Below are 16,250 nucleotides of genomic sequence, written 5' to 3'. Positions count from 1 at the left end.
AAGTTCTTTTCCTGGAGTTCCGCTTACAAATTCATGTGTTGCCTTGTAAGTTGGCGCTGGGGTGAATTCCCAAGTACCGACGAAGTGGGCATCCGCTCCATTGATGGTTTCTGATGCCTTGTCATAGGACTTAAAGCTCCATGTACCTTCTGCTGTCTTCACTTCTGTTTGACTTGGTTGAGTCGGAGTCGCTTGACTACCATCTTTCAAGTCTGTTTGGTCTGCTGGAAGCAAGGATTTCACTTCTTGCGGAAGTTCTTTTCCTGGAGTTCCGCTTACAAATTCATGTGTTGCCTTGTAAGTTGGCGCTGGAGTGAATTCCCATTTACCGATGAACTTCACATCTCCATTTTCAACAACTTCTGAATCCTTGTCGTAACCTTTGAATACCCAGTTACCTTCTGGAACAGATACCTTAGTAGTTGTTGGTTGAGTAGGATTTACAGTCGTTCCATTTGCAAGACCTGATACTTTAGCTGGTAACAAGTTTGTAACTTCTTGTGGAAGAGTCTTACCAGGTGTACCGCTCTCAAATTCATGAATCTTATTGTAAAGTAAGGTCGTTGTTACCTTGTTTGATGCGAAATAAAGGTTATCTGGTTGCATAGCTACAATGTTTTCGATAGGTCCTGAAGCTTTGTCACCAACCTTATTATTTGTTACTGTATTATAAGTAATACGAATAGGTGTTCCGGCCTTATCTTTGTTCAAGTAGGCAGCAGCCATCTTGACAGTTACTTTTTGACCTGACTTCTCAACAGTATAGTCTGTATCCTTTGTCAACACAACACCATCTGCATCAACTGTAAGATCTTTGAAATCTAAACGATCATCAAAGGTATCAACGAAATCAAGGCTTGATAAAGCTGCAATGATTTCTTTACCCGGTTTTGGAATTCTGAAAAGGGTCTTATAAGTGACTGCCTCTCCTGCTTGTGCTGGGATTTGAGCTGGGTCTACCTCCTTTACTGGGGCAAACTGTGCTTGCTCCACGTAAAGAGAGAAATTTGCAGAGGCATGGTTCGCTGAACGGTAACCAAAGTTCATGGTATTGTTAACTGAGCGTAGGGCTAAACCGGAAATATTATTTTCAGCGTCTGAACCACTCGTACCACCACCTGGGCCTGCATTCCAAACAGTTTTATCACCTTCTTGAACCGCTTCCAAATTATTGCGGTTGTTCATCACTCGCTTGTCAACGCTAGTGTTGTAATTGGTGACATAGAAAGCCTCCTTGGTATTCCAGTCGCCATTTGCGTCAATATCAGTTGGTTTCATCACCAATTTCATGTCAGGTTCTGAACCATCTGAATATTTAAGTTCTGCTGTTATATCTGCATCAACCGTAAAGGTATTTTTCATGACATCGTCATGTGCCTCATCAACATATGCGATATTCCCAATTTCAAATTGGTTTGCTCCCCATAAATTAGAAACGTTGAAAAAGTTAACTGTTTTCTTATTAACATCAGCCATTTGAGCCGGAGCTTCTGAGTTGTTGATATAATGAAGAGTAACTTTATTAATCGTTAAATAAGCATCTACTTGCTTACCATTGACTGTTCCAGCATTGGCAAATTTCAAAGACAAAGGTTTATCAAAGGTTTGATCTTCCTTTTTGGTTTTATCTACCTTGAGGGTGAAATTTTCCATTGGATAACCAGGATATTTATGTTGTAGATCTCCAAAACCTGGAGCATCCATATGGTATTGCTGCACGGCAGATGACTTAGATACAACACTCATGTTATCCGTAGTTAACTGAAACTGGTAAAGACTTAGTGCAGAAAGATCTGTGTCATCCTTTATTTCTTGCGGTGCCGCAAAAAGGCCTTGAAACGGCAGTAAGAAAAACGCTAAAACAAAGGTTATCATTCCAACGATTGTCTTTTTAAGCCTGTTTTTCGACTTTATCATTCTTTTTCTCCTTATTAAATTTCTTTTTACTTTTTATGATTACACATAAAAAGAAATTTATTGCCATTCTCCATATGGTAAGAACTCCGTTATTAGTACCCAAATTAGTAGTTTTCCCAGCTAACCTACCAATTCTTATCAAAAGAGCTTGTCAATAAATGCTTTTTAGTTTAGCACTCAAAGTAAAAGTTAAAGACAAGAGTTATAGCTCTCAGAGAGACTAGTAACCCACACTCAATTATATCATTAATCAAGCATTTTGGTCAAGCACTTCATTAAATTTTTCTTAAACAAAAAAAGGTCAATTAAAAGCAGATATAAAAAATATTTACTTTTTTTGTAGTGTTACAATAGATGTGAGACAAAGTAGAAAATCGCCATTAAATACCATCGTTATAAAGAAAATCTAAACATAAACTTGATATCGCTTTCTGATATTTGTCAGAATATTCCCATTCTGATGCATAATTGTAAGCTAGATAAAAAATATGAATTACCTATATTTTCTATACTAAAATCTGTATCAAAATACATTTATAACTTTGCAAACGAAAAAAGATTGCCCATTCGGACAACCTCTTTTCTACTATTTAATACAAATCTAGATAATTATCAACTTCCCATTGCGACACAAAGGTTGCATAGCTAGCCCACTCGATACGTTTGGCTTCAAGGAAGCTCGTATAGATGTGCTCACCTAGGGCAGCCTTGACTACTTCGTCCTCAGTCAAAGCTTTCAAGGCGTTATGAAGCGTTGATGGAAGGTCTGTGATTCCAGCTTCCTTACGCTCTTCTGCTGTCATGATGTAGATATTTTCTTCGATAGGAGCTGGTGCTTCGATTTTATTTTCAATACCGTGCAAACCAACTTCCAAAAGAACCGCCATCGCGATGTATGGGTTTGCCATTGGGTCCACCGAACGCAACTCAAGACGAGTTCCCATACCGCGTGAAGCCGGTACGCGCACAAGTGGTGAACGGTTACGACCAGCCCAAGCAATATAAACAGGTGCTTCATAACCTGGAACCAAACGTTTGTAGGAGTTAACTGTTGGGTTCATGATAGCAGTATAGTTGTAAGCATGCTTGATCAAACCACCAAGGAAATGGTAGGCCGTTTCAGACAACTGCATTCCTTTTGGATCATTTGGATCAAAGAAGGCATTATTTCCTTCTGCATCAAACAAGGACATATTACAGTGCATACCTGATCCAGCGATACCAAATTTTGGTTTCGCCATAAAGGTTGCGTAAAGACCGTGTTTGCGAGCAATGGTTTTAACAACGAGTTTAAAGATTTGAATCTTGTCACAGGCACGGAGGACTTCATCATACTTGAAGTCAATTTCATGTTGTCCAACCGCAACCTCGTGGTGACTCGCTTCTACTTCAAATCCCATTTTGGTCAAGACATTCACGATTTCACGACGCGTATTGTCCGCAAGGTCAGTAGGCGCCAAATCAAAGTAGCCACCCTTGTCATTTACCTCAAGAGTTGGATCGCCATTTTCATCCAGCTTAAAGAGGAAGAATTCTGGCTCTGGTCCAAGGTTGAAGGATTTGAATCCTACCTCTTCCATATGGCGAAGAGCACGTTTCAAATTGCCACGAGGGTCACCTGCAAATGGTTTACCTTCTGTTGTATAGACATCACAGATCAAACCTGCAACACTTCCGTTTTCATCTCCCCAAGGGAAGACTGTCCATGTATCCAAGTCTGGGTACAAGTACATATCTGACTCATTGATACGTACAAAACCTTCGATAGAAGATCCATCAAACATAGCCTTGTTTGACAAGACTTTATCTAACTGTTCATCTGTAGCAGGAATTTCGACGTTTTTCATCGTTCCCAAAATATCTGAGAACATGAGACGAATAAAGGTAACATTTTTTTCCTTGACTTCACGACGAATATCTGCAGCTGTGATTGGCATGGTTTTTCTCCTTAATATATGACTACTTGCGGTTGCCTAACCGCGACCAAAAGGTGACCGTACTGAAGCAAAGCGACCTTGTTGGAGGAGTTCATTATGAAGTGCGCGACGCACCTCCGTCTGACTCACCACTTTCTTGGACTTCGCCTCACGTTCAGCATATTTTTTCTTAATGGCAGCGATATTGTAGCCTTCAGAGATATAATCTTTGATCTCAAGCAAACGATCCATGTCATTCAACGAATACATGCGACGGTTTCCTTCGTTTCGATCAGGTTTAATCAACTCTTGATCTTCATAATAACGAATCTGACGCGCTGATAGATCGGTCAACTTCATCACACTACCGATAGGAAAAACAGCCATATTTCGGCGAAATTCTCTTTCCTTCATTTACAATTTCCTTCTTTCTGTCTATTATAGTCTAAAAAAATACATACGTCAATCGATAATGTTATAAAATGTAACATTATTTTTCTTTTTTCTCTAAAAAGAGATGAATACGATCAATATCATAATTTACGAGAATTGCGACAAAAACTCCCATGAAAGTTTCCGATACACGCGCAAACACGTACAAAATTGTTTCACCGCTCGGTATTGAGAGGGTAATGATTAACATAGCTGCTACACCACCAATAACCCCCGATTTATTATTCATGGCCACATTTGTCATAATGGTTAACATAGTGCAGATTGGAACAACCACCAAGGTCACCCAAAAGGCTCCTTGAAATAAGGTATTTAAGAGAAAAAAGATAAGGGCGTAGAAACCACCGATACTATTTCCTAGAATACGTGAAGTCCCAAAATGAACACTCTTATCAAAACTCTCCCTCAGACTAAAAACCGCTGTCAGAGCGCCGATTTGAAGACCTTTCCAGCCAAAAAAGTCAAAAATCAAAAGAACTAGAAAAACGGCAATTCCCGTTTTAAAAGTCCGCATACCAAGTTTGAACTGTGACTTATCAAATTTATATTTTTTAAAATAACTCATAATCTCAACTTTCTACTACCATTTTAACATAAATTAGTTGATTTTATGAGCAATAGTTGAGAGGAAGCGTTTTTATTTTAAGCAAAAGAAAAGAGGAACCTTCATCCCTCTCTTCTTTGATTCATTTATGAAATCTTATTTTTCTGTGAGTGCAGCCAATCCTGGTAATACTTTACCTTCAAGGAGTTCCATTGATGCTCCACCACCAGTAGAGATCCATGAGAACTTGTCTGCGCGACCAAGGTTGATTGCTGCGGCAGCTGAGTCACCACCACCGATGATTGATTTCACACCTGGTTGTTTCACGATAGCATCCATGACACCGATTGTACCAGCTTGGAAGTCTGGGTTTTCAAACACACCCATAGGTCCGTTCCATACAACTGTTTTGGCACCAGTCAAAGCTTCGTCAAATTTAGCGATAGATTTTGGACCAATGTCCAAACCAAGGAAGCCTGGATCAACTGCTTCACCTTCAGTGTCTTTCACTTCAGTGTAGTCTGCAAATGCGTTTGCTTCTTTTGAGTCAACTGGCAAGATCAATTTGCCGTTTGCTTTTTCAAGAAGAGCTTTCGCAACATCCAATTTGTCTTCTTCTACAAGTGAGTTACCGATTTCGATACCTTGTGCTTTGTAGAATGTGTAAGTCATCCCACCACCGATAAGAACTTTATCAGCTTTTTCAAGCAAGTTTTCGATAACACCGATCTTGTCTGAAACTTTTGAACCACCAAGGATAGCCACGAATGGACGTTCTGGAGCTTCAACAGCTTCTTGGATGTAGGCAATTTCGTTTTCAAGAAGGAATCCAGCAACTGCTTTTTCAACGTTTGCTGAGATACCAACGTTAGATGCGTGTGCACGGTGAGCTGTACCGAATGCATCGTTTACGAAGATACCATCTCCAAGTGATGCCCAGTATTTACCAAGTTCAGGATCATTTTTAGATTCTTTCTTGCCGTCAACATCTTCGAAACGAGTGTTTTCAACCAAGAGAACTTGTCCATCTTCAAGAGCGTTAACAGCGGCTTCCAATTCAGCACCACGTGTAACACCTGGGATAAATTTAACTTCTTGTCCCAATTTAGCAGCCAAGTCAGCAGCTACAGGAGCAAGTGATTTACCTTCTTTGTCTGCTTCTTCTTTTACACGTCCAAGGTGAGAGAAGAGGATTGCACGTCCACCTTGTTCAAGGATATACTTGATAGTTGGAAGAGCTGCAGTGATACGGTTGTCATTGGTAATCACGCCATCTTTAACAGGTACGTTGAAGTCAACACGAACGAGAACTTTTTTCCCTTTCAAGTCAACGTCTTTAACAGTCAATTTTGCCATTAGATATGACTCCTTCTTTTTTTATACGTGTTAATTATATCACAAAATCAACAAAAGAGATAGAAAAACCCTAAACTTTTCTTGTTCTTTCTTATAATTAAAACTAGCATTTTTTAAAATCAAATCTAGAAAAAACTTATCAAATAAGTAATCAATGCGAGATAAAATAATCAAAACAAGGTTTGACTGCAGCCAAACCTTGTTTTTAGTTTTTATGAGGAAATCCAAGAATTCTAAATCGATTAGTCTTCTTTTTTCTTTCTAGCAAGCAAGCCATAGCCACTCATTGCTCCGAGAAGTCCCAGAGCTACTAGACTGGCATCTGTTTCAACACCAGTATTTGGAAGTTGATTTGTTGCTTTTTCTACTTTGACTGGTGTTTCCACCATTGAATTGTCTGTACTTGGTACTAGCTGTTCAACTTTTTCCTTGGTACCAATTTCAACAATTTCTGGGACAGCTTCCTTGAGAACTTCAGTCGAACGAAGGGTACGATTGCCTTGGGCATCTACTTCTACTAGACGACGAACTTGACCTTCCACACCTGCTTGAACTAGCTGGCGTTGTCCTTTGAGAAGAGCTGCATTTGGTCGTTCCTGATGTTCGAAGGAAACTGTTCCCTCTTCAACTTCCAGTTTCGGAGTTTCTAGAACTAAATCTTTCACACCCTCAGCCGGTTGGTTACTTGACAGAACTTTTGTTCCAACTTCTGTGATTTCTGGGATAGCTTCCTTGAGAACTTCAGTTGAACGAAGGGTGCGATTGCCTTGGGCATCTACTTCAACTAGACGACGAACTTGGCCTTCCGCTCCTGCTTGAACTAGCTGGCGTTGTCCTTTGAGAAGCTCGGCGTTTGGTCGCTCCTGACGTTCAAAGGCTGTTGTTTCAGTTTCAATAACTAGTTCAGGGAGAGCTTCAACCGTTGGAGCCACTTCATTTGGATCCATGCTTCCAACATGATGGCTTTCTTCTGCAGGTGCTAGTTTCTTATTCAACTTTTCTTTCATTTCCGCAAAAGCTTGTGGAGTTGGCATCTCTGAAGCCAACAAAGTTTCTGCTTGTTCAATCAACTCAGCTTTAGGATCTTTTTCACGGATAGATTCGAGCAAACCTTCTAATTCTTCTCTAGCTGTCTGATAACGCTGATTTCCATCCAAGTCTGTCCCTGCTTGTTTCAACTCATTCAAAGCCCGGTTGACTTCTTCTTGACTAGCATTGTGGTTTTCTGCTACAGCTTTCGCTGCATTGAGCTTCTCTACTAGTACTGCTTGTTTGTCCTCGCTAGAGAAGGTGTAGGCAAGGGTTGACTGACGGCCTTGGGCAGCAGTGATTTCTTGTTTGAGGTACTCATCGTTGACAGCTGCTTTTGGAGAAACCAAAACATCAAACTCAGCGGTGTGTCCCTTGTAATGCAAGGTCAAGGTCTGGCGTCCAGTCTTTTGAGAACCGTAGCCCGTAATTTCAACACCTTGATCAGTAAAGCTGTGAGTCTCTTCTGTCTCATCATCATAGAGAACTCCGAAGCGACCTTCAGAGAGATCCAGTTGATCCCCTACTAGATAGTCTGTTTTTGGTTTCTTCGTAATGTACAAACCTGCTACTTCCTTTGGTTTTCCTTCATCTTGACCAGTCACTTGTACCTTCAAGTCACCAGTAACTGGAAGTCCAAGGTAGCTGACTGTGAGCTTTTGTTCCCCTTTTTGATGAGCGTCGTAGCCAGATACTGTCACACCTGAGTGAGTAAGGTTGATCAGCTCATCGGCTTGCCCCCCTTCGTATTGAACACGGAGGGTTCCGCCTCTGAGGTCGAGATTTTCACCTTCTTTATAAACTGTCTTCTTAGGTCCTTTTTCAAGGCTAACTGCAGCAATTTTTCTTTCATCCTGCGGAATCGCTACTGCCAAGGTGTTACTGATTTCTTTGCCAGGTAGTTGGGTACGATAGTAGAGGAGAGTTGGTTGCTTGTCAAAGCCCAATGGTGCTGTTGCTAGGTCGCCACCATTTTCAGACCTCAAAGTTGCAATTGGTGTTTGTGAATCTGCCTTGTCGTAAATGGTGATGGTTGCGCCTGCTGGAACATCAGAGAAACCGAGTTGAACTTTATGATTTCCAAGTGAACGGGCAGCTACCTTAGCCATTGGAATATTTTGACTTTCTGTATCTAGCGTTTCGTACATCTTCCAGTTGTAGATACGAATGGCTTTCCAAGGTGTTCCGTTATCAGATGTGATAACTTTTAGACGCCAGTCTTGAGCGGTGATTGGTTTATCAAGGGTGATATCCGTCACGTGCGCTTTATTGCCACGAACTTCCTTAGCTAGCTTCCACTCACCATCTGTATCCTTGTAATAAAGATCAAAGTCCTTGGTGTTCATCAGACCATCGTTAACAGACTCACCACCAGCTCCCGCATGATCCATTACCCATCTGACAACACGACGTGGTTGAGTCAAACGAATATCGACACTACCGCTCAATTGTGCTGAAGACCACTTGTCTGACAGACTTGTAATCGTACCGTTCAACATGCCTTCGATGCCTTCCCCACCTTCAGTATTGGGGAAAGTGCTACCAATAACCGTTGCCCCTGGAACAATATTTTCAGCCAAAGGTCTTGGGAGAGTTGTATCCTGAACAGTCATGCCCCAGTTGAGGGATGCTGTCGCCGCTTCAGAACGAAGTCCATTTTTACCAACTGCAACAACTTTCAATTCCTGAGTCGTACCAGTCGCATTAGCAGAGCGGCTAACTTTCGGCAAGTAGATAGTGGAAGCAGATGATCCTGTTAACAAACGCCAGTTATCTCCATCTTTTTCGTAGACTTCATAGAAATCTGCATCTTGGTTACCCGAAAATTGAACCACTGCTTCAGCTTCTTGGGCATTCTTAAGAGATTGCTTCACCACAGAGAGACCTGTAGGCGCTTGCGGTGCTTGGTGACTGTCTGAAATTGTTAATTGTCCTAGGTTAAACTGATAATCTTTTACAGCTCCTTCATGCTCGAAGAAGAGTTTGACTGCATAGATGGTTTTACCTGCTAGTGAGCTGAGGTCAAATTCTTCATTCTTCCAGTCATCAGAGAGAGTCAGTTCTTTCCATGCAGCTGCATCCTCAAATTTGTAGTCTGGAGTCGTAGAGAAGGCCATATAAACTTTAGAGCCTTTTCCTCCCTTGTGGGCAACACGAAGTTTGGTTTTCTCTGTTACTTCTAGTTTGGTAGAATACAAATTCACATCCTGGTCCGTCTTACCAACTACATCACCTGAGAATTTAAGAGAGTTCCCACCATTATAGGCATCTGTAAAATCATATTCTGCACGAAGTTTTTCACCTGTCGAAGTCTGCCACCAGCGCCATGTTGGCAAAACACCTGAAACAGAACGGTAGTTCCACTCAGAATCCTTAGAAACTTTACCGTCAACAAACCATTTTCTACCATGACCTGTATTAAAAGAGGTGGTGAAGGTACGTCCTACTGCTGGTGTACGGTCAGCAACTAAATTGGCAATTCCATACCACTCTTTATCTGCTGGTTTTTGAGCCGTTGGATCTCCTTGGTAACCTGTAAAGAAGATGTCTTCGTTCTTGTGGTAGTCTTCGCCTGTTTTTCCTAGACTGGTAATCGTATCTGGTGCAAAGAGTCCAAGTGACAGACGCAACTTGCCTTTTTCATCTAAGAGGGCATCCCATTTTACTTTGGTCTTATATGAACCACCTTGTTGCAATTCCAAGCCTGCAAAGACATCATATTGACTACGCTCTAGCCATTTGGCCATCTCTACGGAGTGGTCATTCTTTTCCTTATTCCAGTTGAAATTGGCAAAGAATTGATCCGCAGGGACTTTGTCACCTTCTTTTTGCATGAACTGGTAGTTGTAATCACCTAGACCATCTTCGTGGTAACGACCGTATTTGTAGGTCATGGCATCGTACCAAGCATACTTGATTGGGTGGTTGACTTTGGCTGCGTATTCTTTTGTATAGAGCATGAATTGGCGCATTTTTTCACCAAGAGGTGCTACCAATTCCCCCGTTGTTTCCTGATTGATGAAATAGCCATCAAATCCGTAATACTTAGCAAGATCGACAAGTTTGCGTGCGATAGGGAAGGTGCCATCTGCGTCTTGTTTCAAGGCAGCTGCAAATTTCTCTTGGTCGGCAATGCTATTTGACCAGTTGAAAAAGAGTGTTCCATAAACGGGAACTCCGTTGCGGTGGCCTGCATCAATGACATCTGGAGTTGGAACTAGACCTTCCCAGAAGACCATTGAATCCAAGTATTGCCAGTAGTCAAAAGCATAGGCCTTGAATTCTTCTCCACCAACAGAAGCGTGGTCTTTGGCCTTTGAGTTGGTGTTTGCTAGCGCCTGAACCTTGGCTCTTCTGCTTGCTTTTTCGTTAACCAACTGGCCTCTATGGCGCTTAGCGAGTTCAACTGATGAACGGTTAATGGGATCATCCTCACGCGCACCCGGTTCCCATTTCAACAAATCCTCCCATGTATCAAATTTGATTTCTTTTGGTCGGAGACTCTTTTCTTCATTTTTAGGAACGTCTGCTAGAGTCGGTTTGTCGGCTTTCTTCTCAGCCACTTGAGGAGCTTCCTCTGGTTTGACTTCTTCTTTTTCAGTTGGTTGAGCAGGTTTTTCAGTTTTATCTGTCGGAGCTGGCTTTGCCTCTTCTTTTTCATTGAGCAAATCAGCTATTGCTGGAGTCTTTTCTGAAATTGGTTGCTCAGCTACTTTGTTTTCAGTTTCCTCTAATTGTTTTTCGATGGCTGTAGTGTCTGGACTCGCTGTTTCACTAGCGCTTGTAGCTTGAGCGCTCGTATTTGCAACTGCCTCAGGAACAGAGATCTGTTCGGCAAGGGCTGGACTCGCAAATAGAGCTGAACCAATCATCAAGGAACAAGCTCCGATGGACAGCTTACGAATACTGTAACGGCAACGTTTTTCAAAAAATAGATTTTTCATCTTATCCTCCTAATAAAATAAAAAGTAAGTGCTTTACTTTTTAGATAAAAAGCAACTGTTCTTGGTGGACACTACCAGAACAGGATTATCTTCATTTTATCTTATATGAAAGCGATGTCAATCTATTTAATATAAAAACTATAACTAGGATAATAATCAGTAAAATTTGGACACAATCCTATAAATCATCTATCTCAAAGGGAATCTATCTCTCATTTTAAAAGAAAGTTCTTGTTTCTTATGAAAATTTCAGCTAAACACTTGTGAGATTTACTTTTATCCTTTAAAATAGAATAGGAGAAATTCCGCGATTATTTTTCGGAGGAAAAAGAAATGTCCATTAATTGGCAGGAAATTTTATTTCACTTTTTAGGTGGTCTGGGACTATTTTTATATAGTATCAAGACCATGGGAGACGGTTTGCAACAAGCTGCTGGAGATCGACTTCGTTTTTACATTGACAAATATACCAGCAATCCCTTCTTGGGTGTGCTGGTTGGTATCGGTATGACGGCGCTGATTCAATCAAGTTCTGGTGTTACAGTCATTACAGTAGGACTTGTCAGTGCAGGACTTTTGACCTTGCGTCAGGCTATCGGTATTGTCATGGGTGCCAATATTGGAACCACCGTTACATCCTTTATCATCGGTTTTAAGCTAGGAGATTATGCCTTACCTATGCTCTTTATCGGAGCGGTTTGTCTCTTCTTCACCAAGAATCGCCCCATCAATAATATCGGACGGATTATCTTTGGTGTAGGAGGTATCTTCTTCGCCCTCAATCTTATGAGCGGTGCAATGGAACCCCTAAAAGACCTGCAAGTCTTTAGAGACTACATGGTTGAACTAAGTAAGAGTCCTATTCTAGGTGTCTTTGTTGGAACTGGATTGACCCTACTCATTCAGGCTTCATCCGCAACTATCGGTATCTTACAGAATCTGTACGCAAGTGGTTTGATTGACCTACAAGGTGCCCTACCGGTCTTGTTTGGTGATAATATCGGAACGACCATTACAGCCATCATTGCTTCTCTTGGAGCCAATATCGCTGCCAAACGTGTTGCTGGTGCCCACGTTGCCTTTAACGTGATTGGTACGGTTATCTGTATTGTCCTCCTTGTTCCTTTCACTGGCTTGATTCAATGGTTTGAATCGGCGCTCAATCTAGCTCCAGAAATGACCATTGCCTTTGCTCACGGAACCTTTAATATTACAAATACCATTATCCAGTTCCCATTCATCGGTGCCTTGGCTTACCTTGTAACCAAGCTCATTCCTGGTGAAGATGAAGTTGTCAAATACGAGGCTCTCTACTTGGATGAACAACTCATCAAACAGGCTCCTTCTATCGCTCTAGGAAATGCCAAAAAAGAACTTCTTCACTTGGGTAACTATGCTGCAAAAGCTTTTGACCTTTCCTACGACTACATCGTCAATCTAGATGAAAAACTAGCTGAGAAAGGCCACAAGACTGAAGAAGCTATTAACACAATTGACGAAAAACTCACTCGTTACCTGATTAGCCTTTCAAGCGAATCATTGAGTCAAAAGGAAAGTGAAGTCCTAACCAACATCCTCGACTCGTCTCGTGATTTAGAACGGATTGGAGACCACGCAGAAGGGCTAATCAACCTGACAGACTATCTCCAACGCAAGAATGTTCAGTTCTCTGAGGCCGCTTTGGAAGAGCTAGCTCAGATTTATCACGCTACCACTGAGTTCATCAAAGATGCCCTTGATAGTGTTGAAAACAACGATACTGAGAAAGCTCAAAGTCTAATTGAACGCCATAAAGAAATCAACAATATGGAACGCATTCTCAGAAAGACCCATATCAAACGCCTTAACAAGGGTGAATGTTCAACCCAAGCCGGGGTCAACTTTATCGACATTATTTCCCATTACACTCGTGTATCTGACCACGCCATGAACCTTGCTGAAAAGGTCATCGCTGAACAAATTTAATTGGTAAGAGGCCACCTTAATTTAGGTGGTTTTTTTCGTCTCTTAATCAAGAATATTTTTTCTAACGTAAAAAAATGCTTTGATTCACAATGGAATCAAAGCATTTTAAATAGCTCTCCAAACATGATAGCAGAAACTGCAGTTCCTCTGTACTTGGCTTCTTCTCTTTTGATAAAGCGAGCCAAATTGATCAATTCAGGTGCTGGGTGTTTGGGATTGGTGAGCAATTCACGGGTGACCAGTCCTGAGAGACGGACTGCTAGTAATTGCTCATTTGTAGTAGGCAGTTTTTTAGCAGTCTCTAGGAGAGCAGCAACTAAATCTTCACTCAAGCCCTGACGGGCATGATTATAGAGATCTCTTATAAGGCTTTCTAGGTTTGGTTCTGCCATCCTGACCACCTCCCTTATGTTTAATAATTTTTAATCAAATCAACCGTTGAACGATCCAATTTTTTCACCAAGGCTTGCAAGAAAGCTTGAGCTTCTAGGAAGTCATCCATCGCGTAGAGAGTTTGGTGAGAATGGATATAACGAGCGCAGACACCGATAGTTGTAGATGGGACACCACCATTTTTCAGATGAGCTGCTCCAGCGTCCGTTCCGCCTTTTCCACAGTAGTATTGATACTTGATGCCCGCTTCTTCGGCCGTTGTCAAAAGGAAATCCTTCATGCCTGGGAGAAGCAAGTGACCTGGATCGTAGAAGCGAATCAAGGTGCCATCCCCAATCTTGCCTTGGCCACCGTAGACATCACCTGCTGGTGAGCAATCCACAGCAAGGAAAACTTCTGGATCAAACTTAGTTGTAGAAGTATGAGCCCCACGAAGACCAACTTCTTCTTGGACGTTAGAACCCAGATAGAGTTCATTGCCAAGTTTTTGACCTGACAAGGCTTCTGCAAGCTCGCTTACCATGAGAACACCGTAGCGGTTGTCCCAAGCTTTAGAGATGATATTTTTTTCATTGGCTGTCAAGATAGCAGAGCTATCAGGGACAATGGTGTCACCCGGACGGATACCAAAGCTTTCTGCCTCAGCCTTGTCCGCAAACCCACCATCAAAAATGATATCCGAAATAGCTGGCATGGTTGGTCCACCTGTTCCACGTGTCAAATGTGGAGGGACAGAACCTGAAATCACAGGAATTTCACGACCGTCACGAGTAAAGAGTTTGAAACGTTGGCTGCTGACCACCATTGGATTCCAGCCACCGATTTCAACGACACGGAAGGTACCATCTGGCTTAATCTCGCTGACCATAAAACCAACTTCGTCCATATGAGAAGCGACCAAAACACGGGACGCATCGGCAGCTTCTGAATGTTTAATACCAAAAATACCACCCAAGCCATCTGTCACCACTTCATCCACATGCGGAGTCAACTTTTCACGAAGATAAGTCCGTACAGGCGCTTCATGACCTGAGATCGCAACAAGCTCTGTTACTTCTTTGATTTTTGAAAATAATGTTGTCATATCAGTTCCTTCTTTCTGTCCTCCATTTTACCACTTTTTATAGGAGAAGGGTAGTGGAAATCTTAATCTTCCAACTTCCTTTCTAGAGTAAACAAAAAGAATCAGGCTGATTCTTTTTGTTTATGATTCCGTTTGAGTGAAAAGTGGTCTGGGACGGGGTCCTTCCCTGTTTTCGACCAGGGGTGGCAACGTAAAATCCGAGCCAAGCCCATCAAAACACCCTTGAAACCATGTTTTTCAATAGCCTGAATCATGTAGTTGGAACAAGTAGGCTCAAAGCGACAAGAGGGTGGAAAGGCTGGTGAGATAAAACGTTGGTAAAAGCGTACTGGCGCTATTAAAATTCGTTTCATTATTTCTTGGTTACCGCCATAGTGTGTAGTTGGCTGATTTCTTTTTTATTGAGGCGACGGGATTCTCCCGGACGAAGGCCTGTCAAGTCTAGGTGTCCAAAACGTGTCCGAGATAACTTATCTACTTGGAGACCGACAGCTTCAAACATCTTTTTAACCTGGTGGTTACGCCCTTCATGAATGGTCAACTGTACTACAGAGCGATTTTTGACTGGGTCTACTTTAAGAATCTCATAAACAGCTGGCTTGGTTTTCTTGCCATCAATCTCAAGTCCACGGGTCAAGGGACGGAGATTGTCCTTATTGGCTACGCCTTTAACACGCGCAACGTAGACCTTATCAATCTCATTACGTGGGTGAATCATCTCGTCTGTAAAGTCCCCATCATTGGTCAAAATCAAGACACCTGATGTATCCCAGTCCAAACGTCCCACAGGGTAGATGCGCTCTTTGACATTGGGCAAGAGGTCAACAACCGTCTTGCGGCCCTTGTCATCTGTCACACTGGAAATCACTCCACGTGGTTTGTTAAGCAGATAGTAAACCTTTTCTTCGTTGTAGATAGGTTGGCCTTCAACTTCAACCTTGTCGCCAGCCTTGATAGTGGTTGCGAGTTCACGTACTACCTGTCCGTTGACGGTTACCAAGCCTTGCTTGATCAGCTCTTCTGCTTTTCTCCTACTGGCCACACCTGCGTGGGCAATATATTTATTGATTCTCATCTTCTTCTATCCTTTCACCAAATAATTGGCTTTCTTGGGCCTGAATCTCAAGCTCATCAATCACTGGCAATTCTTCCAAATGATTTATCCCCATGTAATCTAGGAAATAATCCGTAGTCACATAGAGGTTGGGACGACCCAACACTTCTTTTTTCCCGTCTTCTCGTATCAAGTCAAAGGCCTGCAACTTTGCCAAAGCCCCACTCGAATTGACCCCACGGATAGCATCAATTTCTATCCGCGTAATCGGCTGCTTGTAGGCAATGATGGACAAGGTCTCAAGGGCCGCCCGAGATAAACTCTGATTGATGGGAGCTTTGGAGTATTCCTTCAAAATCGTTGCAAATTGAGGCTTGGTCACCAATCTGTATGCTCCACCAGTCTCAATCAGGGACAAGCTCGAATCCTGGTCTTTCTCATACTTTTGGGCTAATTTTTCTAAACTCTGCTGGATGCCTGTCGGGGGAAGAGACAGGAGTTCAGCCAACTGACGAACTCGAATCCCATCTTCACCCCCTACAAACAAGAGCGCTTCTATTTCTGCTAAAGTACTCATCTTTCCTCTCTATCAAGT

At 42.1% G+C, this 16,250-nt stretch carries 12 protein-coding genes; 1 reads left to right on the top strand and 11 read right to left on the bottom strand.

Annotated elements, in window-relative coordinates:
* The 6 genes from ADI74_RS07975 to ADI74_RS07945 all read right to left on the bottom strand — a co-directional run.
* A partial coding sequence (locus ADI74_RS07975) for an isopeptide-forming domain-containing fimbrial protein (RefSeq protein WP_049538179.1) occupies positions 1–1,917 on the bottom strand: 1,917 nt, incomplete at its 3' end.
* 590 nt (positions 1,918–2,507) lie between these two features.
* Positions 2,508–3,854, bottom strand: a complete 1,347-nt coding sequence (gene glnA, locus ADI74_RS07970; protein WP_001122897.1) for a type I glutamate--ammonia ligase — start codon at positions 3,852–3,854, stop codon at positions 2,508–2,510.
* A 36-nt stretch (positions 3,855–3,890) separates the two neighbouring features.
* On the bottom strand, positions 3,891–4,247 hold the full coding sequence (gene glnR, locus ADI74_RS07965; protein WP_000664336.1) for a transcriptional repressor GlnR: 357 nt from the start codon (positions 4,245–4,247) through the stop codon (positions 3,891–3,893).
* A gap of 76 nt (positions 4,248–4,323) precedes the next feature.
* Positions 4,324–4,851, bottom strand: coding sequence for an FUSC family protein (locus ADI74_RS07960; RefSeq protein WP_000119890.1), 528 nt, complete (start codon positions 4,849–4,851; stop codon positions 4,324–4,326).
* A gap of 135 nt (positions 4,852–4,986) precedes the next feature.
* A complete protein-coding gene (locus ADI74_RS07955; RefSeq protein WP_001096770.1) occupies positions 4,987–6,186 on the bottom strand; it encodes a phosphoglycerate kinase in 1,200 nt (399 codons plus the stop codon).
* 242 nt (positions 6,187–6,428) lie between these two features.
* Positions 6,429–11,159 carry an endo-beta-N-acetylglucosaminidase gene (locus tag ADI74_RS07945; protein ID WP_049538175.1) on the bottom strand — a complete coding sequence of 1,577 codons (4,731 nt, stop codon included), beginning with the start codon at positions 11,157–11,159 and terminating at the stop codon, positions 6,429–6,431.
* Positions 11,160–11,492: 333 nt separating this feature from the next.
* On the opposite strand from ADI74_RS07945, the gene ADI74_RS07940 reads away from it, so the two are divergent.
* Positions 11,493–13,124, top strand: a complete 1,632-nt coding sequence (locus ADI74_RS07940) for a Na/Pi cotransporter family protein (RefSeq protein ID WP_049538174.1) — start codon at positions 11,493–11,495, stop codon at positions 13,122–13,124.
* Between the two features lie 95 nt (positions 13,125–13,219).
* Here the strand turns inward: ADI74_RS07940 and ADI74_RS07935 are convergent, their stop codons facing one another.
* The 5 genes from ADI74_RS07935 to scpB form a co-directional block, all read right to left on the bottom strand.
* Positions 13,220–13,516, bottom strand: a complete 297-nt coding sequence (locus ADI74_RS07935; RefSeq protein WP_000840148.1) for a bacteriocin immunity protein — start codon at positions 13,514–13,516, stop codon at positions 13,220–13,222.
* Positions 13,517–13,536: 20 nt separating this feature from the next.
* The gene (pepA, locus tag ADI74_RS07930; protein ID WP_049538173.1) at positions 13,537–14,601 is read right to left on the bottom strand and encodes a glutamyl aminopeptidase; all 1,065 of its coding nucleotides are present in this window, start codon (positions 14,599–14,601) and stop codon (positions 13,537–13,539) included.
* Between the two features lie 101 nt (positions 14,602–14,702).
* Positions 14,703–14,954: a membrane protein insertion efficiency factor YidD gene (gene yidD / locus ADI74_RS07925; protein WP_000821623.1), complete on the bottom strand. Its 252-nt coding sequence runs from the start codon at positions 14,952–14,954 to the stop codon at positions 14,703–14,705.
* Positions 14,954–15,676, bottom strand: a complete 723-nt coding sequence (locus ADI74_RS07920; RefSeq protein WP_001222211.1) for a pseudouridine synthase — start codon at positions 15,674–15,676, stop codon at positions 14,954–14,956. Before ADI74_RS07920 ends, yidD begins: the two co-directional genes overlap by 1 nt.
* Positions 15,663–16,232: an SMC-Scp complex subunit ScpB gene (scpB, locus tag ADI74_RS07915; protein ID WP_049538170.1), complete on the bottom strand. Its 570-nt coding sequence runs from the start codon at positions 16,230–16,232 to the stop codon at positions 15,663–15,665. Before scpB ends, ADI74_RS07920 begins: the two co-directional genes overlap by 14 nt.
* Positions 16,233–16,250 lie beyond the last annotated feature (18 nt).

It is taken from the genome of Streptococcus pseudopneumoniae (assembly GCF_001074565.1).
Lineage (GTDB): Bacteria > Bacillota > Bacilli > Lactobacillales > Streptococcaceae > Streptococcus > Streptococcus pseudopneumoniae_J.
This window is presented reverse-complemented; position numbering and strand designations above follow the sequence as displayed.

Excerpts from the sequence above, each read along its gene's own strand:
- ADI74_RS07940 (WP_049538174.1), top strand. The coding sequence starts at position 11,493 with ATGTCCATTAATTGGCAGGAAATTTTATTTCACTTTTTAGGTGGTCTG.
- ADI74_RS07955 (WP_001096770.1), bottom strand. The coding sequence starts at position 6,186 with ATGGCAAAATTGACTGTTAAAGACGTTGACTTGAAAGGGAAAAAAGTT.
- ADI74_RS07960 (WP_000119890.1), bottom strand. The coding sequence starts at position 4,851 with ATGAGTTATTTTAAAAAATATAAATTTGATAAGTCACAGTTCAAACTT.
- ADI74_RS07945 (WP_049538175.1), bottom strand. The coding sequence starts at position 11,159 with ATGAAAAATCTATTTTTTGAAAAACGTTGCCGTTACAGTATTCGTAAG.
- glnR (WP_000664336.1), bottom strand. The coding sequence starts at position 4,247 with ATGAAGGAAAGAGAATTTCGCCGAAATATGGCTGTTTTTCCTATCGGT.
- ADI74_RS07920 (WP_001222211.1), bottom strand. The coding sequence starts at position 15,676 with ATGAGAATCAATAAATATATTGCCCACGCAGGTGTGGCCAGTAGGAGA.
- pepA (WP_049538173.1), bottom strand. The coding sequence starts at position 14,601 with ATGACAACATTATTTTCAAAAATCAAAGAAGTAACAGAGCTTGTTGCG.
- yidD (WP_000821623.1), bottom strand. The coding sequence starts at position 14,954 with ATGAAACGAATTTTAATAGCGCCAGTACGCTTTTACCAACGTTTTATC.
- scpB (WP_049538170.1), bottom strand. The coding sequence starts at position 16,232 with ATGAGTACTTTAGCAGAAATAGAAGCGCTCTTGTTTGTAGGGGGTGAA.
- glnA (WP_001122897.1), bottom strand. The coding sequence starts at position 3,854 with ATGCCAATCACAGCTGCAGATATTCGTCGTGAAGTCAAGGAAAAAAAT.
- ADI74_RS07935 (WP_000840148.1), bottom strand. The coding sequence starts at position 13,516 with ATGGCAGAACCAAACCTAGAAAGCCTTATAAGAGATCTCTATAATCAT.